At 69.2% G+C, this 22057-nt stretch carries 23 protein-coding genes and 2 pseudogenes; 13 read left to right on the top strand and 12 right to left on the bottom strand.

All coding sequences use genetic code 11. The features are described from left to right. Positions 1-449: 449 nt before the first annotated feature. On the bottom strand, positions 450-983 hold the full coding sequence (locus HD596_RS43885) for a transposase (RefSeq protein ID WP_246558040.1): 534 nt from the start codon (positions 981-983) through the stop codon (positions 450-452). After that, positions 980-1432, bottom strand: coding sequence for a winged helix-turn-helix domain-containing protein (locus tag HD596_RS43880; protein ID WP_185075289.1), 453 nt, complete (start codon positions 1430-1432; stop codon positions 980-982). Before HD596_RS43880 ends, HD596_RS43885 begins: the two co-directional genes overlap by 4 nt. A gap of 958 nt (positions 1433-2390) precedes the next feature. Between HD596_RS43880 and HD596_RS43875 the strand changes: the two genes are divergently transcribed. Beyond that, on the top strand, positions 2391-3449 hold the full coding sequence (locus HD596_RS43875; RefSeq protein ID WP_185075288.1) for an LLM class flavin-dependent oxidoreductase: 1059 nt from the start codon (positions 2391-2393) through the stop codon (positions 3447-3449). Positions 3450-3592: 143 nt separating this feature from the next. Here the strand turns inward: HD596_RS43875 and HD596_RS43870 are convergent, their stop codons facing one another. Then, entirely contained in the window at positions 3593-4645 is a 1053-nt protein-coding gene (locus HD596_RS43870; protein WP_185075287.1) for a protein kinase family protein, read from the bottom strand. On the opposite strand from HD596_RS43870, the gene HD596_RS43865 reads away from it, so the two are divergent. Beyond that, positions 4635-4835 carry a hypothetical protein gene (locus tag HD596_RS43865; protein ID WP_185075286.1) on the top strand — a complete coding sequence of 67 codons (201 nt, stop codon included), beginning with the start codon at positions 4635-4637 and terminating at the stop codon, positions 4833-4835. The two genes, HD596_RS43870 and HD596_RS43865, sit on opposite strands and share 11 nt — an antisense overlap. A gap of 173 nt (positions 4836-5008) precedes the next feature. Here HD596_RS43865 and HD596_RS43860 read toward each other — a convergent pair whose 3' ends face one another. Then, the gene (locus HD596_RS43860; protein ID WP_221519835.1) at positions 5009-5974 is read right to left on the bottom strand and encodes an endonuclease/exonuclease/phosphatase family protein; all 966 of its coding nucleotides are present in this window, start codon (positions 5972-5974) and stop codon (positions 5009-5011) included. A 126-nt stretch (positions 5975-6100) separates the two neighbouring features. Here HD596_RS43860 and HD596_RS65920 point away from each other — a divergent pair. Further along, positions 6101-6301: pseudogene (locus tag HD596_RS65920) on the top strand (DUF4158 domain-containing protein); the annotation flags it as partial. Positions 6302-6442: 141 nt separating this feature from the next. On the opposite strand, the gene HD596_RS66200 reads toward HD596_RS65920, so the two are convergent. Both HD596_RS66200 and HD596_RS43850 read right to left on the bottom strand, forming a co-directional pair. Beyond that, entirely contained in the window at positions 6443-6580 is a 138-nt protein-coding gene (locus HD596_RS66200) for a recombinase family protein (protein WP_246555302.1), read from the bottom strand. 175 nt (positions 6581-6755) lie between these two features. Next, entirely contained in the window at positions 6756-7295 is a 540-nt protein-coding gene (locus HD596_RS43850) for a cupin domain-containing protein (RefSeq protein ID WP_185075284.1), read from the bottom strand. Positions 7296-7394: 99 nt separating this feature from the next. On the opposite strand from HD596_RS43850, the gene HD596_RS43845 reads away from it, so the two are divergent. Next, the gene (locus HD596_RS43845) at positions 7395-7955 is read left to right on the top strand and encodes a TetR/AcrR family transcriptional regulator (RefSeq protein WP_185075283.1); all 561 of its coding nucleotides are present in this window, start codon (positions 7395-7397) and stop codon (positions 7953-7955) included. 425 nt (positions 7956-8380) lie between these two features. Here the strand turns inward: HD596_RS43845 and HD596_RS43840 are convergent, their stop codons facing one another. After that, positions 8381-8770, bottom strand: coding sequence for an ArsR/SmtB family transcription factor (locus HD596_RS43840; RefSeq protein WP_185075282.1), 390 nt, complete (start codon positions 8768-8770; stop codon positions 8381-8383). Between the two features lie 86 nt (positions 8771-8856). Here HD596_RS43840 and HD596_RS43835 point away from each other — a divergent pair, with 86 nt between their 5' ends. Next, positions 8857-10296, top strand: a complete 1440-nt coding sequence (locus HD596_RS43835) for an MFS transporter (RefSeq protein WP_221519834.1) — start codon at positions 8857-8859, stop codon at positions 10294-10296. A 76-nt stretch (positions 10297-10372) separates the two neighbouring features. On the opposite strand, the gene HD596_RS43830 is transcribed toward HD596_RS43835, so the two are convergent. Both HD596_RS43830 and HD596_RS43825 read right to left on the bottom strand, forming a co-directional pair. After that, positions 10373-11245, bottom strand: a complete 873-nt coding sequence (locus HD596_RS43830; protein ID WP_185075281.1) for an NmrA/HSCARG family protein — start codon at positions 11243-11245, stop codon at positions 10373-10375. 119 nt (positions 11246-11364) lie between these two features. Continuing rightward, entirely contained in the window at positions 11365-12135 is a 771-nt protein-coding gene (locus HD596_RS43825) for a helix-turn-helix domain-containing protein (protein WP_185075280.1), read from the bottom strand. A 20-nt stretch (positions 12136-12155) separates the two neighbouring features. Here HD596_RS43825 and HD596_RS43820 point away from each other — a divergent pair, with 20 nt between their 5' ends. The 3 genes from HD596_RS43820 (at position 12156) to HD596_RS43810 (ending at position 15166) form a co-directional block, all read left to right on the top strand. Then, positions 12156-12620, top strand: a complete 465-nt coding sequence (locus HD596_RS43820) for a nuclear transport factor 2 family protein (protein WP_313046328.1) — start codon at positions 12156-12158, stop codon at positions 12618-12620. 111 nt (positions 12621-12731) lie between these two features. Beyond that, complete coding sequence (locus HD596_RS43815; protein WP_221519833.1) at positions 12732-13868, top strand: MerR family transcriptional regulator; 1137 nt, start codon at positions 12732-12734, stop codon at positions 13866-13868. Then, positions 13865-15166 (top strand): MFS transporter, encoded by a 1302-nt coding sequence (locus tag HD596_RS43810; RefSeq protein ID WP_221519832.1) that lies wholly within the window; start codon positions 13865-13867, stop codon positions 15164-15166. Before HD596_RS43815 ends, HD596_RS43810 begins: the two co-directional genes overlap by 4 nt. A gap of 133 nt (positions 15167-15299) precedes the next feature. On the opposite strand, the gene HD596_RS43805 is transcribed toward HD596_RS43810, so the two are convergent. After that, entirely contained in the window at positions 15300-15734 is a 435-nt protein-coding gene (locus HD596_RS43805) for a hypothetical protein (protein WP_185075279.1), read from the bottom strand. 200 nt (positions 15735-15934) lie between these two features. Further along, positions 15935-16597 carry a dihydrofolate reductase family protein gene (locus HD596_RS43800; protein WP_185075278.1) on the bottom strand — a complete coding sequence of 221 codons (663 nt, stop codon included), beginning with the start codon at positions 16595-16597 and terminating at the stop codon, positions 15935-15937. A gap of 118 nt (positions 16598-16715) precedes the next feature. Between HD596_RS43800 and HD596_RS43795 the strand changes: the two genes are divergently transcribed. Then, positions 16716-17423, top strand: a complete 708-nt coding sequence (locus HD596_RS43795; RefSeq protein ID WP_185075277.1) for a TetR/AcrR family transcriptional regulator — start codon at positions 16716-16718, stop codon at positions 17421-17423. Positions 17424-17641: 218 nt separating this feature from the next. On the opposite strand, the gene HD596_RS43790 is transcribed toward HD596_RS43795, so the two are convergent. Next, positions 17642-17854 (bottom strand): hypothetical protein, encoded by a 213-nt coding sequence (locus tag HD596_RS43790; RefSeq protein WP_221519831.1) that lies wholly within the window; start codon positions 17852-17854, stop codon positions 17642-17644. 197 nt (positions 17855-18051) lie between these two features. Between HD596_RS43790 and HD596_RS62775 the strand changes: the two are divergent. The 4 genes and pseudogenes from HD596_RS62775 to HD596_RS43770 form a co-directional block, all read left to right on the top strand. Further along, positions 18052-18546: pseudogene (locus HD596_RS62775) on the top strand (DUF4158 domain-containing protein); the annotation flags it as partial. After that, complete coding sequence (locus tag HD596_RS65250) at positions 18538-20106, top strand: Tn3 family transposase (protein ID WP_313047654.1); 1569 nt, start codon at positions 18538-18540, stop codon at positions 20104-20106. The pseudogene HD596_RS62775 and the gene HD596_RS65250, both read left to right, overlap by 9 nt. Before the next feature lie 202 nt (positions 20107-20308). Beyond that, on the top strand, positions 20309-20899 hold the full coding sequence (locus HD596_RS43775) for an RNA polymerase sigma factor (RefSeq protein ID WP_185075274.1): 591 nt from the start codon (positions 20309-20311) through the stop codon (positions 20897-20899). After that, positions 20892-21890 (top strand): CU044_5270 family protein, encoded by a 999-nt coding sequence (locus tag HD596_RS43770; protein WP_246555299.1) that lies wholly within the window; start codon positions 20892-20894, stop codon positions 21888-21890. Before HD596_RS43775 ends, HD596_RS43770 begins: the two co-directional genes overlap by 8 nt. Positions 21891-22057: the final 167 nt, after the last annotated feature.

Here is a 22057-nt window from a genome sequence, read left to right as displayed (position 1 = left end):
CGCCGCTATCGCCGAATATGGCCCACCCGCTCTATGACGTTATCGGAACAGCGAATTCCTCATGGGCCGGGTCCAATGGTGCCGGATTCGGATGCCACCTGCAGACGCGTACGCGACGACTGCCGGCACAGGTGAACGAAGAGGGCGGCGGCGATGTCCGAGAAGATCAGCCCCAGACCTTCACGCTCGCGGCGACCCCCCTATGGCGACACGATCATCAATCATCGGCAGATCGACACCCTGCTGGACGAACTACGACGACTCCCCGCTGGGCTGATCAGCGACGCCTTCTCCGAAGCGCTCCGCGAGCTGTGCAGCTTCGCCCAACAGGCACCTCCACCGCTATCTGCGGCTCGCCGGAGACTGGCACATCCGCACCGGCGCTGACAGCCATCGAAGTGCGGGCTGTTGGCCCTGGTGACCAGTACAGAGGGTGAAAGTTCGGGGTGTCATGTCGATCTCGGGTGTGTGATCAGGCCGGGGTGTGTCAGGAAGGCGTCTAAAAGCTTGGGGCGGTACTGCATCTGCTTGAGACGGCTGCGGATGACCGCGGCGAGGTCGTCGAGCGTGCCAGGGCCCAGATTGCCCAGGCCACGTTTGAGGTGCGACCACACGCGCTCCACGGGATTGAGCTCGGGTGCATAGGTCGGTAAGGAGAACACCGTCAGCCACGGGCGCGTGTCGATCAGGCTGCGCATCAGGGCGTCGACGTGGGTGTTGACGTTGTCCCAGATCAGCACGATCGGCCCACCGAGCTGCTGATGGGCGGCGTCCAGCAGACGGGCGTAGTCGCTCTCGTTGAACCCTTTGCGTTCGTTCTTACGACGCCGGTAGATCCTCATGCGGTAGATCAGCCGAGTCCGCTGCCCCGGCTTGAGACAGATCATCCCGGCCAGGTTGACGCGTCCGGAGCCCTTGCCCGAGACGGTGACGGTCGGGGTGCATCCACGGCGGGACCAGGTACGGGCCTTGGGAGGCCTCAGCGACTGGCCTGCCTCGTCGGCGAAGCAGATCCACGCGTCCTGATCCCGCGCCGTTGTTCCACGAGCGGCCAGGTGTCCTTCACCCAGGTGGCGATCGCCTCTTCGTCGCGCTCGGCGGCGCGGCGCTGGGGAACCTGCGGACTCCAGCCCATCCGATGCAGCAGATAGGAGATCCCACGCGGGGTGCAGGACAGGTGGAACAACCTGCCGACCAGCACCGTGACCCGCGCCAGCGTCCACCGCTGATCCTCACTCCACCCCCACACGGCCGGACCGGCGTCCAACGCGGCCTCCAACCGCTCCACCTGCGCATCGCTGAGCCGGCAGCGCTGCCCACCCGGCCCTTTCGACTCCAGCGCCTGGGCCCCTGCCGTGCGCCAGGCCTTGTGCCAGACATAGGCCGACTTGCGTGAGACCCGCAGCCTCTTGGCCACCTGGGGCGGTGACATGCCAGCGGCACCGTGCCGACCCCGTTCCGGAGCAGTCGCCGGCATCTACCACACCGGCCGGCTGCGGACCCGGCCAGCCCTGGCGACCCGGGGACCCGGGGACCCCACCACTGACATCCCTCGGCACCGACCGGCCCACAATGTAACCCTTTCTGACGTATCAGCCTTCCCCCGCACGACAATCCGCCCCGGCCGTGGGCCACGTGGCACGTTTCGCTCGTATGCCGGTGCCACCCCGCTTTGGCCGGATCGGCCGTGCAGTCCAGGCCGCTGATCATGAGAAGGCACATGCCGGGATCAGGATCCGGGGCCACAGTGGCGGGAGCGGCGTCATGCAGGGCGGCGCGCAGCCGGGCCCGCTCGGCGTTACTCAGCGGCCGCCGACCCAGTAGGTCGGGCCAGCCGTCCCTCGCCGGGTCGGCACCGTGCAGGCCAGCCCGACCTCGGCCGGGCTGCCGCTCGCCTGCAGCCGGTCGGTCCTGCTCCCCCGCGCGGGTGCCCAGGTGGTGAAGGAGCGCCCGGCGCAGCGGTGGCGGTTCCAGGCGCGGGCGGCCGCGTCCCCACGCCGCGGTGAACAACGCTGCCGTCAGGTCGGTCAGCAGAGCGGCGTCTCCGAGTTCGGTGCGCAGGCGGGTCAGCGTCTGGCGGTAGGAGCGCAGGGTGTCGGCGTCCAGGTTCCGGCGGTTCAGGAACGCGGTGGCGGCGTCGGGCCACCGGTGAGCGGCAGGACCCTGGCCATCGTCACGGGGATTCCAAGTCCTCGGCGGTGCGGAGGATGAACTCCGCGTCCGCCGGCGCCTTCATCGCCGCTACGGTCAGTAGCGCCTGCGCATACAGCGCGGACGACACCCGCAGCCGCTCGGCGCCGATTGTGCAATCGACTTCAGCGTGCCTGGCCCACCGTCTGATGTCAGGCTGAGTACGTTCGATTCGATCCTTTGTGCCTTGGAGGTCTTTGATGCGTGCAGGCGTCGTGGTCACCGCAAGCCCCGGTGTGGAGGACCTCGCCGTACAGGCTGAGGAGTTGGGTCTGCACAGTTTCTGGCTCAACGACACCCCGATGGTCCACGGCGACCCCTTCATCGCCCTGGGACTGTGTGCGAAGGCCACCAGCCGCATCAAGCTCGGCATCGGCGTGACCTCACCGGCGCTGCGCTCGGCCCCGGCCGCCGCGAGCGCGTTCGCCAGCCTCAACGCCCTGGCGCCGGGCCGGATCATCTGCGGGATCGGCACCGGAAACACCGCCCGGCGCACACTGGGCATGCGGCCGACCACAGCGGCGACGATGGAGAACTTCACCGCCGCGCTGCAGGACCTGTGCGCCGGACGCACCATCGAGTACCGCGAAGGTGACCGAGTCCGCGACGTCCGGTTCCTGCACACCGGGGCGCACGTGAACACGTCCGACCCGATCGAGTTCGTCGTGGCCGCGCTCGGACCGAAGGCCGCAGCCGTGGCCGGCCGCCGCGGCACCGGGCTGATCTCCTTCGGCCTGCTGGACCCCACCGCCTGGCAAGCACTTCATGACGCCCGCCGCCATGCCGCCCACGACCCCGACTCCCCCACTGACTCCTACCTGGTCACCGCGCTGCACATACTCGACGAGGACGAGAACGAGGACCCCCACGGCGACGCGGCCCGGGACGCGACCGGCCACCTCGTCCTGTCGCTCCTGGCCTTCGCCGCCGACACCGCCGCCGACGCACGCGCCTTCGCCGAGCAACTCGGCCCCGAGGAACGCGAGGCGGTGCGGCGACTCCTTGACCGGCGCGGCACCACCGCCACCGCACCCGACCGGCACACCAAGCTCTACCCCAACTACCTCGAACGCATCGCACCGGAGGACCGGGACCTGATCCTGCCCTCACTGATGAACACCCTGGCCCTGGTCGGCACCCACGACGACCTCCGCGCCCGCATCACCACCCTGGAACAGGCCGGCATCGACGAACTGCTCATCCAGCCGGTGATCGACCCGCCAAGCGAGATGGCCCAGCTCGCGAAACTCCTCACCTGAGCGGACCCGCCGGCCGCGCGCACGCGGTTCACCCAGGTCAGGGTTGTGGACGTTGAGCCGGAAACCATCGCGCCGAGTGAGCCTCACCCAAGCCGAGCGTCCTCCCCGGTCGGCATGCACCTCCCTCAAGCAGTGGGTGACCTTTACTCAAGCGGCAGGGCGTGCCGTTCTGCGACCTGGCGGATCTCCTCCAGCGGGTACGGCGCCTTCCTGCTCTCACTCTGCAGATCGTGGTAGAAGTCGTTCAGCACGGTGGCCAGCGGGCTGTGCCGCGACAGCAGGGCTGCGACCCCGCCCGGCACGCCGGCTGGCCGCTCTCCCGCCGCCCATCCCCGCACCAGTTCGCGACGCCGCGGCCAGTCGGCGCCGTGGAAGGCGCCGGCCAGCCAGTTCACCAGGAACGTCAGCGTGTAGGTGCGGTCGAAGGTGAGATGCCGGCGATAAAAGGCCTGTTCCTCCTCTGACAGGTCGAACCGGGTCGACACGGCCTGCCCGAAGTCGGTCAGGTAGAAGCGGCGCCCGTCGGTGAGGATGTTGTCGAAATGCGCGTCGAAGTGCAGGAGGCCGCCCGCGTTCATGAAGGACACGGCCTCGTGCAGCCCCTGGTCCGCCAGGGCGCAGGCGCGGTCGGCGTCGCCCGCGCGCACCCGCTCGTCCAGCCACTGGTGCAGGTTGTAGGGAAAGTACTCCAGGAAGAGTGTCAGGCTGGCCGGAGCCCCTTCCAGCGCCTCGAGGCGGCGGCGCACGCCGGGCGCGCCCTCCCAGAAGGTGACCGCCCGATCGATGTCGGCCAGTTCTGCGTACAGCGGGGCGGACTCGACGTTGGGTAGCACCCGCCAGTGATACAGCAGCGGGAAGCCGGGGAATTGGCCGGTCAGGACCCACTCGGTGGTCATCGTGTGCGCGGCCAGTTCGCGCCAGGCGCCGAAGCCGGGCGAGCCGATGCCGTACTGGCAGAAAGGCGGCAGCCCGAACAGATTGGCCGTCGAGTGCGGGTGGCGCAGTTCGGGCTCGGTGAGGGGCACGCGTTTGACGAAGACCGAGGTGCCGCCGACCTCGAGCCGCGCGGACGCCCCGCCGATGCCGATGCTGAGGGGCACGGCCTCGCGCTCCAGCAGCTCGGCCAGTTGCCGGTCGTCGTAGCGGGCCATGGCCGTGGAAACGTCACGGTGGGTGGTCAGCCGCATGTCCGTCATCGTGATCACTGTACTGACCGATGACGGCCACCCTGCCGCACTGCGTGCCGTGGCCCAGCACGCCGCAACGGCCGAAGTTGACGTCCTCGTGATCACCTTGGTGTTCCAGTCCACGGAGATGCACCGCCACCTCGATCGCGCCGCCGGGGCTCTGCAGGGTTCATTCCCGTCCCGTGCGCCACAGGCATAGGTCGGGCTCGTCCCAGTGCCGCCCGCCGGGCCGGGGGACGTCCAGGACGTCCTGGCGTTCGCGGGCGTCGACGGCCTGGAGCAGATGAGCTACTCCGTCACCTGCACCTGAGGGTAGGCCCCGCCCGCCTGACCTCTCGGCCGGCGGACGGGGCGACTCCAGGGGTCCCGCCGTCAGACCTTGACGCGGACCGTGACCGTGCCGATCAGCACGCGGTGGTCGGAGCACGGCCCGCCGCCACAGGCGGTGCCTCCGGTGCCCTCCCCCAGCGCGTCACCGGAGTACGCGCCGACGATCAAGCTCTCCCGTACGAAGATCATGTCGATCTTGGGGCGGTCCTTGCAGGGATCCTCAACGGGGAGCGTGTCCAGGGTGGTGGGTTCGCCGACGCCGGGGCATCGCGGATCCAGGTCGTCGAGCTCCCTGTACGCACCGGTGTTGTTGTGGTTGTTCGGCCCGTTGACCGTCGGAGAGTACCAGTCGTTGAGCCGTTGAAGGTGAGGGCGTGCGTTGAAGTCGCCGGCGATGATCACGGTGTTGCCGGCGTCGTAGAGGTCCTCGAGATGGTCCTGTACCGCGTTCAGTTGCCGCTCATTGATGGGGCTTCCGTCGATGTCCGCGTTTTCGCTGGTGATGTGCGTGGTGCAGAACCGCATATGCTGGAGGTCCTCAAGCGGCGCGCAGAGAAGCTTGTACCTGGCCTTCTCGGAGTATCTCGGCAGCTCGTACCTTGTGGCGGCGCCGAGGTCTCGTCGGCTGAAGATGGCGATGCCGAACTGCTCTCCGCCACAGACCTCGGGGGCGATTGGTTCTTCCTCGTTTCGGATGGCCGCGAAGCGGGCGAAGCTTGTGTTCTCGGACACCCAGTGGTTCTTTATGAGCTTGTCCTTCAGCGCTTCGTACTGGCTCCAGCAGAGTTCGTTGAAGGCCGCGAAATCCGAGTCCCTGGTCAGGATCGACGCGGCTGCGGCGTCCACCATTCCGTTGGTCGTGGACCCGCCGTTCATCTTCTGGCCGGACACATTCCACTGCCACACGTTGTAGGTCCTCACCGAATCGGCGGCGTGCGCCGAGCCGCCGGTCAGTAGTGTCGCGCCCAAGGCCACCACGGCGACCATCAACCGGGCGAGCATTCTCATCTCACGTACTCCCATCGAGGCTGTACTTGTCAGCCCCGACGCTATTCACCGTCGATCCCTGGCGAATCTGTCAATCGACTGGCGACTTATGGAGATGATCGAGTGAAGTTGCGGGAGGCCGCGCCGATGACGGCCAGTCGCTATAGGGCGTTCGTCCGCCAGCGCATGGGCGTGTCGTATGAGGCGGCCTGGGTCCGGCAGATCGCTCAGGAGGCCGTCCGTAAGGCCGTGCGGTCCAAGGACAACCCGGCTGACCTGATCAACGTAGCGCTGGAGGAACTGGTCCGGGCTCGCAGTGAGTTACCCGGCCACGCCACGTTGGAGGCGATGACCGCGGCGATCCGCGCCGAGGTCGACTCCGAGGTCTTCCAGGCGGTGGCGGGGCGCCTGGAAGCGCTCATCTACATCATCACTGTCAGTCGGCGCAGCGAGTTCGACCGGTTGAAGGACGTGGCCAAGGGAGCGTCGCTAGGCGAGTTCAAGGGTCGGCTGGCGCTGCAGGCACCGCGTGGCGGCGGCGACGCCTTCGCGTTGGCGTCCGAGGATGAGGGGGCGTTCGAACTCGGCGAAGGCGCCCATGACCGGCAGCAGCAGGGTCCGGTCCATCGAGTGCACGGTCAGGTGTCGCGGACGAACGCCAGCAGTTCCTCCAGCTTCGGTCGGGACGTGTCCTTACCGGGGGGCCTTGTCGTTGAAGGTGCGTTCGACGTCGATCCCCTCGAGTTGGCGCACCGTACCCTCGTCTGCTGCGCTCAAGAAGGGTTCGGATCACCGACCTGGACTATGTGGGCCGGGCGCGGTCCGCGCCGATGGCGACGCCGACGATCGTGCAGGGCTCAGCGCCGTGATTGTGCCAGGCGTGCCGGGTGCCGTTCTGGATGACCACGTCGCCTGCCCGCAACACCGTCTGCTCGCCGTCGTCGAGTTCCAGCGTGGCCTCCCCCGAGACGACCAGTACGTAGTCGAGGCTGTCGGTGGTGTGCATCCCCGGGGTGCCGGGCTCGTTCGCGGCCATCGCGCCCGGCATCTGCCGCTCCAGCTCCTCCAAAGCCGCGGCCATATCCAGATCCGGAGGTGGGACCAGTTCACCCGGCGCGACCGTATTGATCATGAAGCGGGATCCATCTCGGGGCGGGTACCACGCCTCAGCGCGGCGCGGTGAGCCGTCGTCGGGGAACGTGGGTCGCTCATCCCGGCCCCACAGCCGAAAGAACGCACAGCCAGGCATCAGCTCCGAAGTGATGGGCTCGACCTCACGGTCGTCGACCACGCGGGCCTTGCCCTGGGAGTCGTGCCCGGTGACCACTCGGCGAATCTTCATGTGCTCCCTCCGCCCCTGTCCTTAATACTGTTGCGTATTGATACGCCACCGTATCTTTCGTGTGTGAGGCCGTCAATACGCTGGCGTATCCTGTTGCCCGTGGTGAACGAATCGACCCGGCTGTCCGCCCAGGACTGGGCACACGCCGCGCTGAAGGCGATCGCGGACGGCGGGCTGGCAGCGGTCGCGGTCGAACCACTGGCGCGGACGCTCGGCGTAACCAAGGGCAGCTTCTACGCGCACTACCGGAACCGGGACGAGCTGATCACGGCGGCGCTCGCGGAGTGGGTGCGAAGTCACGGCGAGGCGGGGCTCGCCGAATTCGCCGCGATCGCCGATCCGGCACAGCGGTTGCGCGAGCTGCTCACCGCTGTTGTGCACGCCGTCCAGCCGCTGGCGCCGTCGGTGCATCTGAGCCTGCTCGGCGACCGCAACGACCCCAGGGTCAGGGACGCGGTTGGCCGGGTGAACAGGGCCCGGCTGGAACTCCTGGCTCGTACCTACCGCGAGCTCGGCCTGCCGCCGGACCGGGCGGCGTCTCGGGCGCGGGTCGCCTACGCGGCCATCCTCGGGCTGTTGCACCTGGCACAGACCGATCCGGACGCCCCGCAATCCGCTGTACTCGCCGACGAGGCGACCGCGATCTTCCTGCCGTCATGACGGTGCACGCCGTCATGAGGGACTGACCCCGGCCAGGCTCGATGAACGCCACATCCGCCGGCGTCAACGTGAGAGCCGGAACAGATCCTTCCGGCCGATCTTCGGGAACCCCCGCAGTCCCGCCGAGTCCGAGCGCCTGCTCTGGGTAATCGGTGACGTGCTCTCGGCGGTGCGCGACGCAAAGGTTTCGGGAGAAAGCAGCACCCCGGCGCTCGACCAGCCGCACCAGTGCGGCAGCCAGTGAACCGATCGTGATCCATGATCCCCGGCCGTGAGTCCTGGCCTCGATGGTTCCGTACGACAACGCGCCCAGCGCACCGATCACCAGCAGCTGCCCAGCTGGATCCAGCGCCGCGTGCTGCGGATCAGCGCTCTCGGGAATCGCACAGGTGCCCGCATCACCTCCGGCGGCCCGGCGCGTGATGTCAGGCGAGATCACCTCCGCTACGCGGTGTGTTTCCGGCCGTACCCGCGTCCGAGCTCAGCGGGCCGCTGTCCGGCGGATCGGCAGCGCTGAGGCGCAGGATCGGGTCGAGCAGGCCCGGGAAGCGGTCGCTCAGATCGTCGGCGCGCGGCCGGATCCGCCGGTGCCGGCCGTCGACGGTCATGCTGATCAGCCCGGCCTCGCGCAGGATCCGCCAGTGGTTGGACAGCGTCGACAGCGGCACGTCCAGACCGTCGGCGAGCGCGGAACAGGTCGACTCGGGCCTGTCCCAGGCCCGCCGCACCAGCTCCAGGCGCACCGGGTCGCCGAGCGCGTGGAGGACTGGCGCGAGCGTCAATGACTCGCGCGCCGGTTGGGGTAGCGGTCGCATGCCCCAACCATACAATGCTTCGACACTTCGGAATAATCGAACTATGGTGTGCTGCCAGAGCATCCACCTCATGAGAGGAAGCAGCTTTGACCGCACCCGAAAGCCTGACAAAGCCCGGATCGAACCGGACGGTGCTGCTCACCGTGACCTGCCTGGGCCAGTTCATGGTGCTGCTCGACAGCACGATCGTCGGTGCGGCGCTGCCTGATATGCAGCAGCGGCTGCACACCCAGCTGACCGGTCTGCAATGGATCGTCGACGCTTACGTGCTGCTGGTCGCCATGCTGTTACTGTCCGGCGGCGTCTTCGCCGACCGGTTCGGCCGCAAGCGGGTGTTCCTGGCCGGCGTCGTGGTGTTCACCGCCGCGTCCGTGCTGTGCTCCGTGGCGCCCTCGATCGGCTGGCTGATCGCCGGACGCGTGGTGCAGGGCATCGGGGCCGCGGCGCTGAGCCCCGCCTCGCTGGCCCTGCTCGCCGCCGCCCATCCCGTTCCGCAGGAACGGGTCAAGGCGATCGGGCTGTGGGCCGGATTCAGCGGGATCGGCCTGGCCGCCGGACCGCTGGCCGGCGGCATCCTGGTGGACGCCTTCGGCTGGCCCGCCATCTTCCTCGTCAACGTGCCCATCGGCGCGGTCCTGCTGCTGGCCGGTCTGCGCGTCCTGGGCGAGTCCCGCAATCCGGACGCGCCGGCGATCGACATCCCGGGGACGGTCCTGTCCGTCCTGGGCGTGGGGGCGCTGACCTACGGGCTGATCGAGGGCGGTTCCCGTGGCTGGACCTCGCCGGCGATCCTGGGCACCTTCGCCGCCGCGGCGGTGTTCCTCGCCGTCTTCGTCGTCGTCGAAGGACGTGGTTCGGCGCCGATGCTGCCGCTGCGGCTGTTCCGGCAGCGGCTGTTCACGGTGTCCAACACGGCGATGGTCGTGGTGGGTTTCGCGCTCATGGGTTCGTCCTTCTTCTTCTCCCAGTTCTTCGTGTACGTCCAGGGCAGCTCGATCCTGCTGGCCGGCCTGCAGACCCTGCCCGCCTCCCTCGCCATGGTGATCGTCAGCCCGTTCGCGGGCCGGTTCGCCGCCAGGCACGGCTTCCGGATCGTGGTCACCATCGGCCTGGCACTGGCCGGGCTGGGGCTGCTGGCGCTGGGCTTCGTGCACGCCGACACCGGTTACGGGAACGTGTGGTGGCGGCTGGCGATCGTCGGCATAGGTTTCGCCCTGACCATGTCCCCGCTGACCGGCGCCGCCATCCAGGCGGTCAGCCCGCAGGAGGGAGGGCTCGCGTCAGGCATCAGCAGCACCACCCGGCAGATCGGCGCCGTGCTCGGCGTGGCGGTGCTCGGAGCCATCGTCCGCACCCGGGAAGCCGGCGGCGCGTCCTTCGAGGCCGGCCTCGACAGTGCCTTCGTCGCGGCCGGCGTCGTCACCTTGGCCGGCGCCGTGTTCACCGGCCTGTGGCTGGTGAGGTCCAGGCCCGCGGAGGTCTCCGCGCCTCAGGCGCAGTCACCCACGGTCACGACACCGTCCTGAGGGAGCTGCCGGCCGTGACAGGCGTGCGCGCGTCGGCCGGCGCGATGAGGCCGGCGCGCGCAAGCTGTAAGGGGATCTAAGGGGCGAGGATCCTGTCCCAGTCGACCGTCTTGGCCCAGTCGGCGTAACTGTGCCAGCGCACGGCGGGGTACTTGGCGTGCAGCGTCTCGATGTCGAGGAAGTCGGTGTTGTTCTCGAAGCTCTCGAACATCGTGGCCACCTCCTCGCCGGCCCACTGCCGCACCATGTCCAGCGGCAGCTGCTGGTACGGGATCTCCCGGCCGAGGACCTCGCTCAGGATCCGGGCCGCCTCCTGGCCGGTGACGCGATCGGAGGCGATGTCGATCCGCTCGCCGACGAGCTCATCGGGGTTCTCGATGGCGTGTACGGCCATGCCGGCGATGTCCAGGACGCTCACCTGGTCGAGCGGCTTGCCGGGCGTCAGCGGGTTGGCGAGCATGCCGTCGCCGAGCCGGCTGAAGCCGAGGTTGAGCGCGTTCTCCATGAAGTACACCGGGCCGAGCACCGTCGCGCGCACCGGCTGCTCGCGTAAATACGCCTCGATGAGCTGCTTGCTGTCGGCGTGGTCGACGTTGGTGGCCTCCAGCCGGTCGCCGCCCCGTACGGAGGAGTACACCAGGTGCGCGTCGAGGCGGGCGACGGTGTCGACGAGCAGGCGCCCCTGCGCCACCTCCTCGTCCTTGCCGCCCTCGCCGAACGGGACCGAGAGGCCGAAGACCGCGTCGGCGCCCGTACAGGCCCGCTGGAGCGCGTCGGGATCGGCGAGGTCACCGGTGGCGAGCCGCGCCCCCTGAGCGGAAAGCGCCTTCGCGGCCGGGGACTCCCCCGAGCGCACGTACGCCACCACCTCGTGACCGCGCCGCAGGAGCAGGTCGGCGACCGCGCCGCCCTGCTTGCCGGTGGCGCCGATGACGACGATTTTGGTCATGACAAACATCTCCATGGTTGGGATGGAATGCGATCCAGGACGTACGGGTGCGTTCCGACCGGCCCATCAGGCCGAGGCGCCCGTGATCATCGATTCTGGGATCTCAACCACGGTTGAGGTCAAGCGCCGACGAGGTTCGTGAGGTAGGCGGCGCTCTCCGCGTCCTCCGGGTAGTACGACTCGATCGCGACCTCGTCCAGGGTGATGTCCATCGGGGTGCCGAACGTCGTGGTGGTCGAGAACAGCCGCAGTTCTCGTCCGCCGAAGTTGAAGATCATCGGGATCACGACCTCGGACTCGATCGGGTGGCTCGCGTCCTCGGAGCCGGGCGCCAGCAGCTCCTCGTAGAGCGCGGCGAGCTCGGGGTCGGGAGCGGCGGCGAGCTGGCGCGCGATGCGGGTACGGAGCACCACGCGCATCTCGGCCAGATTGACGATCCGAGGGGCGAGCCCGCGCGGGTCCAGCCCCAGCCGCAGCATGTTGACCGGCGGCCGCAGCAGGTCGGGGGCGACGTCCGCGAGGAACGGGTCCACTGTGCGGTTGGTCATCACGATGTTCCACCGCCGGTCGATGACCAGCGCCGGGTACGGCTCGTGCGCGCGGAGCACCCTCTCGACCGCGCCCCAGGCCGCCGACAGCGTGTCCCCGTCGAGCGGCCGCTCGGCGTAGCGGGGTGCGAAGCCGGCGGCCAGCAACAGCCGGTTGCGCTCACGCAACGGCACATCGAGCTGCTCCGCGAGCCGGAGGATCATGTCGGCGCTCGGGTTGGACTTGCCGGTCTCCACCAGGCTGACGTGACGAGCTGAGACGTCGGCGGCTATGGCGAGATCGAGCTGGCTGAGTCGCCGGCGATGCCGCCACTGCCGCAACAGCTCCCCGACTGTGTACATGCCCGTCGATGCTACTCGTCGTGGCGCCGGGCGCCATGAAATGGGAGTTCATCGACAACCGTGGCAACGACCGAAACACTGCCGCCATGACCACGCAGAACATGACCACAGACAACAAGAGCATCGTCCAGCGGGCGCTGACGGCGCTGGTGGCGACGGGCGACGTCGATGCGCTCGCGCCGTTGCTGAGCGAGGACTTCGTCCATCACCGGCCGGGTTCGATGTCGTCGACCAAGGCGGAATGGCTCGCCGCCGTACGCGCCGCGCTCATCCCGCTCGCCGGCATGCAGGTCGAGATCCATCACGTGCTGGCCGAAGGTGATCACGTCGTGATGTACTCGCGCCGCTGGCTTCCCGGTGCCGAGCCGGGGATCGCGGTCGTCGACATCTGGCGGCTGGACGGTGGGATGATCGCCGAGGCGTGGGAGATCATCGAGCCGGTGGCCCAGGTGGCCGCCAATCTGGTGTGGTGGGAATCCGCCTGAGCGATCAGGGACGAGCGCGGAACCGGTTTCCGGAACGTGCGGTGTTGACCTTCCCCTTGGGTGAAGCCGCAGCATCGTCGGTGCCGGCCACGGTGGCCGGGACGAGGAGGAATGGTGCAGCTGCTGACGATCGGGGCGTTCGCTCGGGCCGCGCGGTTGTCGCCGAAGGCCCTGCGGCTCTACGACCAGCTCGGGTTGCTGCGACCGGCCGCGGTGGACGGCGAGTCCGGATACCGGTTCTACGACCCGGCGCAGCTGGAGCGGGCCCGGTTGATCGCCTGGCTGCGGCGGCTCGGCATGCCCCTGGCGCGCATCCGGCGGGTGTGCGACCTGCCGGCGGGCGCGGCGGCCGAGGAGATCGCCGCCTACTGGGAGCAGGTGCTGGCCGAGACCGCCGCCCGTGGGCAGCTGGCCACGTTCCTCGTCGACTATCTGTCGGGGAGGGGAAGCACCGTGGAAGAGACGGCGACCATGCTGGGGATCCGCTACGCGGCCCGGTCGGAGTCAGGCCTGGTGCGTACGAGCAACCAGGACACCGCCTACGCCGGCCCCCGGTTGCTGGCGGTGGCCGACGGCGCCGGCGGCTCGGGCGGGGATCTGGCGAGCGCGGCGGCCGTCGACGCGCTCAAACCGCTGGAGACGCTGGCCGTACCGGCCGAGGACCTGCTCGGCGCGCTCGCCGAGGCGGTCGGGGAAGCCGACCGCGCCATCGGGGAGATCGCCGCCTCGACGCCGTCGGGTGAGGCGGTGACCACGTTGACCGCGCTGCTGTGGTCGGGGTCCCGGCTGGCGCTGGTGCACATCGGAGACACCCGGGCGTACCTGGTGCGGGACGGCGAGCTGTTCCAGATCACCCACGACCACACCTATGTGCAGGGGCTGGTCGACGAGGGCCGGCTGACCGTGGAGGAGGCGGCCTCGCATCCGCAGCGCGCGCTGCTCGCACGAGCGCTGACCGGCACGGGCGGGGCCCGGCCCGAACTGTCGCTGCACGCCGCCGCGGCCGGCGACCGGTACCTGCTGTGCTCCGACGGGCTGTCCGCCGTCGTACCGGCCGGATCGCTGCGCGCGGTGCTGACCGGGCCCGGCGCTCCTCAGCAGGTGCTCGACGAGCTGGTGGAACTGGCGTACGCCGCCGGCGCCCCTGACAACATCGCCTGCGTCGTGGCCGACGTGGTGAGCCTGGAGACGCCGGCCGACGTGGTCAGCGTGGAGACGCCTATCGACGGCGACGGGGCCGGACGATGATCGCCTCGACGGCCCGGTCGCTCGGTGCCTACACCGTCGACCGCCGCCCGCTGGCCATCCCGGCCTACCGGCGATTGTGGGTGTCGTCGGCGGTCTGCGCGGTGGGTGGTTCGTTCAGCGTGGTCGCCGTGCCGGCGCAGCTGTTCGCGGTGACCGGCTCCTCGGCGGCCGTGGGCGTGGCGGGAGCGGTGTCGTTCGTCGGGCTGGTCGTGGCGGCGTTGTGGGCGGGCGCGCTCGCCGATGCCATGGACCGGCGAAAGGTGCTGCTGGCCGCCCACTGCGGCCTGGCGCTCACGTACGTGGCCCTCTGGGCGCAGGCTGTGCTGGGCGGAGGCTTCGTCCCCGTCCTGATGGTGCTGGTCGCCTGCCAGGGCCTGTCCCTCGGCGCGATCATGACCACGATGGGCGCCGTCGTGCCCCGCCTGGTCCCGGCCGAGCTCCTGCCGGCGGCCAACAGCCTCAGCTCCCTGACCCGCTACGCCGGGTCGATCCTCGGACCGGTGCTGGCGGGTGCCTTGATACCGGTGGTCGGGCTCGGCGCGCTGTACCTCTTCGACGCCGTCGCGCTGCTGGCCGTCGTGTGGGCGGTCGTCAAGCTGCCGGCGCTGCCGCCCCAGCCGCACCCGGTCGCACGGCGCCGGTCGGCGGCCGGTCTCCGGTATCTGGTGGCCAGCCGGCTGCTGGTGGCGGTGCTCCTGGTGGACCTTGCGGCGATGGTCTTCGGCATGCCGACGGCCCTGTTCCCGGAGCTCGCCCAGCACACCTACGGCGGGCTCGCGGGAGGCGGCCTGGAGCTGGGGTTGCTGTACGCCGCCTATCCGGCCGGAGTCGTCGCCGCTGGGCTGCTGTCGGGCACGTTCACCCGCGCTCGCCACCACGGCGCGCTCATGGCGGCGGCCGCCGCGGCGTGGGGCATCACCGTGGTGCTCCTCGGGCTGGCCGCGCAGCTGTGGCTCGCCCTGGTGGCGCTCGTCCTCGGCGGCGCCGTCAACTTCGTGCTGAGCACCTTCCGCAACGCCATCACACAGGCGCACACCCATGACTCCATGCGCGGCCGGATCCAGGGCACGCTCACCGTCGTCCTCTTCGGCGGCCCGCACATCGCGAACCTGCTGCACGGGGCCGCCACCTCGTTCCTCGACCACCGGACAGTGATCTGGGCGGGCGGGCTGCTCACCACGGTGACCGTGGCCGCAGTCGCATGGGCACTGCCGGAGCTGCGGAACTACACGGGGCCGGACGGAGTACCCGGCGTACGGCGTCACGCAGCCACTGGTGCCCCCCCGTCGGCGCTGTGACGCGGTTGCCGGGCCATGCCGATCGTCAGTGAGGCAGCGGGATCTCCAACAGGCGCAGTCCCAGCGCGTGCGCCGCGTCACTGAGTCCGGCGGCTGACCGCCAAGTGCTCGGCCGCGGCCAGCCTGGCAGCCGTCAGGGTTCCTTCGGCGAGCGGGTGCCCAGCCCTGATCCCGGCCGGCGGCCAACCGGTTCCAGGCCTCCAGTAGGGCCATGACCCGCTTGGCACTGGTCCCGGCCCGGCGGGCGAACTCCCGCGCGGCTGATGCGCCGGAAAGTGTTTCGGCCGAAACACTTCGTGGACTGCTGTTCGAATCCGACGCCGTTACCTTCGCCGGGAGCGATCCGCCGGGCGACGAGATAGGCCAGCAGCCATGGTCCCGTCCGCGTCATGGCGACAAACTGCGCGATGTCCGCGCCGAGGGCGTCCTTGCCGTCGTCGACCTGGCCGGTGCCCGGTTCCGCACCGGTCTCCGCGTCGGCTTCTGGACGCGTCAGCGGGTTCATTGCGCGCCAGTTGGCGACCTGGGCCAGATGATCCGAGCGGGTCTGATCGCGCTTGCCGTACAACCGCAGCGCCGACCTTGTCGAGGCTGCTCCCATCCTCCCCGGCGACCCCCGGCTCAGGCTGCCTCCAACTTCACCTCACCGCTACGACGGCAAAGCGACGGCGGTCCTTCACCTCCATCCGAACTGAACAGCGCCTTGCGCACGGATCTTACGAGTCGCCACCCCCGATTGCCGGACCGAGCCATTAACCGCACTCCACGTCAAAGCGCGGCGCGGGGCTCGCGGCGGGTGATGTGCAGGTGTGTGGCGGCGCTGGTGCTGGCCTGTTCGACGCACCGGTAGCCGTCGAGGCCGCCGTCCAGGTCGTCGAACAGGCGTTCCCCGCCGCCGATGAAGATCGGGGCGATGACGAGGTACATCTCGTCGATCAGGCCGGCCCGCAGGAACTGCCGGATGGTGGCCGCCCCTCCGGCCAGCAGGACGTCCTTGCCGTCGGCGGCGTCGAAGGCGAGCTTCAGAGCGGCTTCGGGGCCTTGGTCGACGAAGTGGAAGGTGTTGCCGCCTTCCAGGCTGAAGCTGGGCCTGAGGTGGTGGGTCATCACGAAGACATCGTTGTGGTACGGCGGGTTGGGGCCCCACCATCCCGTCCACGAGTGGTCCGGCCATTCGCCCCGCACCGGGCCGAACATGTTGCGGCCCATGACGGTGGCGCCGATGCCTTGCTCGGCCAGCAGGATGCGGTCGTTGTCCAGACCTTCCGTACCGCCGTCGAGTCCTTGCGCGGCTCGCACGGTACGGGTGGCGAACATCCAGTCGTGCATGCCCTCTACGCCGTCGCCGAACGGGGCGTCCAGGCGCTGGTTCGGGCCGGCGGCGTAGCCGTCCAGCGAAATCGTGAAGTTGTGTACGCGCAGCTTGGGCATGGTGGTCCTGCTTCCTCGGTGTCCTGCGGTAACTGATGTGTCCGGTGGACACAATGGTATAAGCTAGACACAGTTACGCAGAGAACGCAACCCCGCCTCAGCGAGAGCAGGACCCGACATGTCGAGTTCCCCGACGCCGAACGCTTCCCGGCTTCTGTGGTCGCAGCCCCGCAGTCCAGGCAGGCGACCCCCGCTGTCCCTGGAGAAGATCGCGCGGACCGCGATCGACATCGCCGACGCCGAGGGCCTGGACGCGGTCTCCATGCAGCGCATCGCCGCCGACCTCGGGTTCACCAAGATGTCGCTGTATCGCCACGTCGCCAACAAGGCGGAGCTGCTCGCGGTCATGATCGACATGGCGGTGGGCGACCCGCCTGCCGTCTCGGCGGTCTCCGGCGGCTGGCGCCCGCGCATGGAGCATCTTCTGCAAGCTCTGACCGAGACATGGTCTCGTCATCCCTGGCTCCCCGGAGCCACCATGGGCGAACGGCCGATGGGACCCAACGAAGCGGCCTGGACCGACCGGGCGGTCCAAGCGCTGTCCGGCACCGGCCTCGGCGGCGACGAACGGCTGGCGGCCGCCTTCGTCCTGTTCGGCCACATCCGCAACACCCAATCCATGACCACGGCGGGAACCCAGCCCTGGGCCTCCGGCGGACACTTCGACGCCACCCTGACCGAACTGCTGCACAGCAGGCGCGACGACTTCCCCGCACTCGCCGAAGCGATCTCCGGCGGCGCGGACGCCTTGACCGACAACGGCAGGCGCTTCGGCCTCGACCGCATCCTCGACGGCCTGGCCGCCCTCATCGCGCAACGGACATGACCCCGCGGACCTGCCGCCGGACGCGTGGATCACCACTGCGGTCGCCGACGGCGGCTTGACACCTGCCGGCTCCACCCGAAGGGGTCTCAGTAGCTAACGAGCAGAATCCAACGAACCCGGTCCTGACCTGCGGTGACGTAGTGCTCAGTGCTGAGGCGGAAGGAGGAGCCGCGCCCTGACTGTGGCGTTGAGAGCCTGATCCCGCGACTTGAGCGAGATCAGAGCTCCTGGTGCAGGGCGGCGTACTCGGCGCGGGCCTGTTCGACGGCGTCGGGATGGCGCTGGGCCTTCTCGTGTTCTGCGAGGGCGCGGTAGATGCTGGCGAGGGAGGGGTTATGGCCCTTGCGCTTGCCGGTGGGGATGATCAGGTCCTTGCGGATCTTGCCGATGGGTTCGCCGGCTGCGCGGCGCCGTAGGACGGTGTGGATCATGTCGTCGGTGATGACGGTGGGGCGGCCTCCGTGGTGGCCCTTGCGGGCTGGGGTGTGGGGACTATTTCCTCAGAGAACAACGCTAAGGACTTCCGCATGTCAGCACGGGTGCGCCGCTGAGCATGGCTCAACGATCTAGGTCTCAGCTTGGGTGTACTTGCCGGTAACCAGCGGTTGATTGTTTAGCTTCGCGGCTTGTGGCCGAGTATCTGTCCGATGAGCAGGTAGGCCGGTATGGCCGGTTTCCGGCGGCGCCGTCGCCAGCTGATCTGGAGCGGTTCTTCTATCTGGACGCTCCGGCGTTGGCCAAGGTGGCGGACAAGCGTGGTCCTCACAACCGGCTGGGCTGGGCGGTTCAGTGAGGCACTGTGCGGATGCTTGGCACGTTCTTGCTTGATCCGCGGGATGTTCCGCATGTGGCGGTGGACTATGTGGCCGAGCAGATCGGTGTGGCGGATCCGTCGTGCATCAAGCTGTATCCGGAGCGGGCCCAGACCCGGTGGGACCATCAGGGCGAGATCCGGGAGCTGCTGGAGTACCGGGAGTTCGCCGAGGCCCAGGACGATCTGCTGACGTTCCTGGGTTCGCGGGTGCGGAACTTCCGGGTCTCGCGGCGGGAGTTGTTCGATCGGGCGGTGGTGTGGCTGATCGACAACAAGGTGGTGCTGCCGGGGATCACTGTGATGGAGCGGCTGGTGCGCGATGTGCGCACGGACGAGCTGGACGCGATCAACGTTGTGTTGACCGAGCGGACGCCGGTGGAACTGCGGCGCGAACTGCTGGAGACGCTGGAGGTCCCCGACGGCCGGAGGGTCTCCACGCTGGAGTGGATGCGTACCACGGTGACGGACGTGTCCGGGACCGGGCAGGGCAAGGCGCTGGAGCGGGTCGTGGCGGCGGCTGGTGTATCACAACCCGAACCTGCCCGACGGCTCGCTGGACCGCGCCGCCTACACCTTCTGCCTGCTGGAGGCCCTGCACGCAGCCCTGCGACGGCGCGACGTCTACGCGGTCGACGCCGACCGATGGGGCGATCCGCGCGCCAAGCTGATCCCGCAGCCGGTGTGGCAGGTGCATCGCGACAGCGTCTTGACCGCGCTTGGCCTGAAGATGGACCCGGACCGGCATCTACAGGATCTGGCCGAGGACCTGGACGCCGCCTACAACAGGTCGCGGCCAACCCGGCCGTCACGGTCAAGGGCGGCCGGTTGAAGCTGGAGGCGCTGCCGCTGCCGGACGGCTACCAGGCGGTACACGACGCCGTGCAGGCGATGCTGCCCCGCATCGACTATCCGGAGCTGCTGCTGGAGGTCAACGGCCACACCGGGTACTTCGAGGTGATGCCGCACCTGTCGGGATCGGAGGCGCGCCGCCCCGATCTGGACATCAGCCAGGCCGGCGTGCTGGTCGCCCGCTCCTGCAACGTCGGATTCGTCCCGGTGGTCAAGCCCGGTCAGCCGGCGCTCACGCTGAGCCGCCTGCTCGGGGTGGAGAAGGGCTACTTCCACCACGAGGACATCGCCGCGGCGTCGGCGACGCTGGTGACCGCGCAGAGCGACATCTCGATCGCGGTACAGGACTGGGGCGGCGGCCTGGTCGCCTCCGCCGACGGGCTACGGTTCGTGGTCCCGGTCAAGTCGCTGCATGCCCGGCCGAACCCGGTCTACTTCGGGCGCGGCAAACGCTCACGCGGCTCGACCTGGCTCGCGGTCGTCAACGACCGGGTCATGGCCGGGTCGCTGGTGACCAACCAGGTGCGCGCCTACGACTTGCTGCGGATGCTGTCGGCCGATGGCCGCCTCACTGGGCTCGGGGCGGCGTTCGCCCACTACGGCCGCATCTTCAAGTCGATGCACCTGCTGCACGTGGCCCACCTGGAGGACTACCGGCGGATGATGGGCGCCCAGCTCAACATCGGCGAAGGCCGCAACGGCCTGGCCCGGCGCGTCTTCATCGGCAACCTCGGCCAGCTCCGCCAAGGCTATGCCAAGGGCATGGAAGACCAGCTCGGCGCGCTCGGCCTCGGTCTGAACGCGATCATCTATTGGAACAGCCTCTACGTCGACGCCGCTGTGAAAGCCCTGCAGGCGGACGGGCAACTGTCGATCGGCCCGGAGATCCGGGCCCGGCTGACTCCGTTGATCTGGGAGCACATCAACTTCCACGGCAGCTACCCGTTCACCCGGCCGGAGACGCCGGGGAACCTGCGGCCGCTGCGCGATGCGACGGCCGAAGACGACGAACAGGTCTGATCACGACGGGGGTCTCATATCTCTCCGCCAGGCTGCCGCCCGGCGCCCTCGACGCAGGCCAGCCGCTGGGCCAGCCGTTCAGCGGTCGTCCTCGTCGTCGCGGGTTTCGTTCTGGTCCGCAGGTCCGGACCTGATGGCGGGAACCGGTCCGCTCCGGGCGGGCAAGTAGGGGTGTCCCATCCGTGAGCCGAGAGGCCAGAGCATGTCAGAAACGAGCCCCGCCGATTCCGCCGTCATCGCGCGGTCCCGGCAGGAGCCCGAGGTGTTCGCGGAGATCTTCCGCAGACACGCGCCTGAGATCAAGAGATTCGTCGTCCGCCGCCTCGGACTCGACGTCGCCGAGGACGTGGTGGCGGAGACCTTCCTCACTGCCTTCCGCCAGCGCGGCCGCTACGACCTGGTCAGGCACAACGCCTTGCCCTGGCTGTACGGCATCGCGACCAACCTCATCGGCCGCCACAAGCGCACCGAGGCCAGGCAGTTGCACTTGCTGGCCCGCACCGGTGTGGACCCGGTTACCGAACCCTTCACCTCGCGCAGCGACGAGCGGCTGAGCGCTCAGGCCGTACAGCAACGCCTGGCCGCCGCGCTTGCCGCGCTGCCCGCCGGGCACCGCGACGTGCTGCTCCTGGTGACCTGGGGCGGCCTCACCTACACCGAAGCCGCCGAGGCGCTCGGCATCCGCGTCGGGACGGTCCGCTCGCGCGTCAACCGGGCCCGCGCGAAGATCCGGGAGGAACTGGGCGGGACCGACCCCACAGCACTCGTCATCGAGGAGGTTCGCCATGGATGAGCTGGCGCAGCTCAACAACTTCCGCTCGGAGGTCCCCGTGCAGGAGGACCTGCGCGCCGAGGCGGAGCGCCTGATGGTCGGCATGTCGGCCTCGACCCGCCCCGTCATCCGCAGCCTCGGGCTGCGCGCCGCACTGGCGGGAGGTCTGGCGGCCGCGGTGGCAGCGGCGGTGTTCATCGTCCAGAACCAGCCCGCCCCGGCACCGCCTCCGCCGCAGATCCGCACGGTCGCGGCCGTGGAGGTGCTGTCACGGGCGGCTGAGCACGTCAGCGACCGTCCGGAGCTGCATCCCAGGCCTGGCCAGTTCCTCGTCTATGAGTCGCAGAGCATGGACACCTCCGGAGGCGACGCGGGGATCTGGCTGTCGCGCTCTAAGCGCACGATCTGGCTGCCGGTCGAGGGCAGCGCGGTCAAGGGAGTCCTGCAGGAGGAGATTCTGGCGCCGCTGCCGTATCCGGGGCACCCGCTTCCGCCGGCCGCACGCGCGGAGCAGGCCCTGGTGGGCAAGCCCGGCCGTCCGGGGCGGGCGGCCGACTTCGATGACCGTGCCGAGTTCCTGCGCAACGACTACGCCTACGTCAGCAAGCTGCCGACCGACACCGAGGGCATGCGCAAGCACCTCTACACGCAGGTGCCCAACGACGGGTTGCAGGACTACGAGGCGTGGAACCGGGTCGGCGGGCTGCTGCAGGAGTCCTATCTGCCTGCCGCGCAGCGGGCCGCGCTCTTCCGCGCCGCGGCGACGATTCCCGGGGTGGTGAGCGTGAAGGAGGCGCAGGACGCCGCGGGGCGCAAGGGCATCGCGGCGGCGATGGTCTCGCCCAACGGGGTCAGGGAGGAGTACATCTTCGACCGGAAGACCTACGACTATCTCGGCCGCCGGGGGGTGGTCGTGGACGCGAAGCTGGCCAATGCCCCGGTCGGGAGCGTGGTGTCGTCGAGCGCACAGTTGAAGGTGAGCGTCGCCGACAGCCCGCCGATCCTGGAGTAGACGGCGCAACGGGGCTCGGGTAGACGGCATGGCAGGGACCGTCTGCCCGTTGCCACACGGCTGCCGTATCGCCTGTAGAAGTAGGACTTCCGGACATGAAGATCACAGTCACCAGGCGTCACCCCACCAGCCGATCCACCCCGAGACCATGATCACAGGCGAGCTGC

Source organism: Nonomuraea jabiensis, from assembly GCF_014204795.1.
Lineage (GTDB): Bacteria > Actinomycetota > Actinomycetes > Streptosporangiales > Streptosporangiaceae > Nonomuraea > Nonomuraea jabiensis.
Note: the sequence above shows the minus strand (reverse complement) of the source record. Positions and strands in the feature narration are given on the sequence as shown.

Excerpts from the sequence above, each read along its gene's own strand:
- HD596_RS43880 (WP_185075289.1), bottom strand. The coding sequence starts at position 1,432 with ATGTCACCGCCCCAGGTGGCCAAGAGGCTGCGGGTCTCACGCAAGTCG.
- HD596_RS43875 (WP_185075288.1), top strand. The coding sequence starts at position 2,391 with ATGCGTGCAGGCGTCGTGGTCACCGCAAGCCCCGGTGTGGAGGACCTC.
- HD596_RS43865 (WP_185075286.1), top strand. The coding sequence starts at position 4,635 with ATGTCCGTCATCGTGATCACTGTACTGACCGATGACGGCCACCCTGCC.
- HD596_RS43870 (WP_185075287.1), bottom strand. The coding sequence starts at position 4,645 with ATGACGGACATGCGGCTGACCACCCACCGTGACGTTTCCACGGCCATG.
- HD596_RS43860 (WP_221519835.1), bottom strand. The coding sequence starts at position 5,974 with ATGAGAATGCTCGCCCGGTTGATGGTCGCCGTGGTGGCCTTGGGCGCG.
- HD596_RS66200 (WP_246555302.1), bottom strand. The coding sequence starts at position 6,580 with ATGGACCGGACCCTGCTGCTGCCGGTCATGGGCGCCTTCGCCGAGTTC.
- HD596_RS43850 (WP_185075284.1), bottom strand. The coding sequence starts at position 7,295 with ATGAAGATTCGCCGAGTGGTCACCGGGCACGACTCCCAGGGCAAGGCC.
- HD596_RS43840 (WP_185075282.1), bottom strand. The coding sequence starts at position 8,770 with ATGCGACCGCTACCCCAACCGGCGCGCGAGTCATTGACGCTCGCGCCA.
- HD596_RS43830 (WP_185075281.1), bottom strand. The coding sequence starts at position 11,245 with ATGACCAAAATCGTCGTCATCGGCGCCACCGGCAAGCAGGGCGGCGCG.
- HD596_RS43825 (WP_185075280.1), bottom strand. The coding sequence starts at position 12,135 with ATGTACACAGTCGGGGAGCTGTTGCGGCAGTGGCGGCATCGCCGGCGA.
- HD596_RS43815 (WP_221519833.1), top strand. The coding sequence starts at position 12,732 with ATGGTGCAGCTGCTGACGATCGGGGCGTTCGCTCGGGCCGCGCGGTTG.
- HD596_RS43810 (WP_221519832.1), top strand. The coding sequence starts at position 13,865 with ATGATCGCCTCGACGGCCCGGTCGCTCGGTGCCTACACCGTCGACCGC.
- HD596_RS43800 (WP_185075278.1), bottom strand. The coding sequence starts at position 16,597 with ATGCCCAAGCTGCGCGTACACAACTTCACGATTTCGCTGGACGGCTAC.
- HD596_RS43795 (WP_185075277.1), top strand. The coding sequence starts at position 16,716 with ATGTCGAGTTCCCCGACGCCGAACGCTTCCCGGCTTCTGTGGTCGCAG.
- HD596_RS43790 (WP_221519831.1), bottom strand. The coding sequence starts at position 17,854 with ATGATCCACACCGTCCTACGGCGCCGCGCAGCCGGCGAACCCATCGGC.
- HD596_RS65250 (WP_313047654.1), top strand. The coding sequence starts at position 18,538 with ATGGAGCGGCTGGTGCGCGATGTGCGCACGGACGAGCTGGACGCGATC.
- HD596_RS43775 (WP_185075274.1), top strand. The coding sequence starts at position 20,309 with ATGTCAGAAACGAGCCCCGCCGATTCCGCCGTCATCGCGCGGTCCCGG.
- HD596_RS43770 (WP_246555299.1), top strand. The coding sequence starts at position 20,892 with ATGGATGAGCTGGCGCAGCTCAACAACTTCCGCTCGGAGGTCCCCGTG.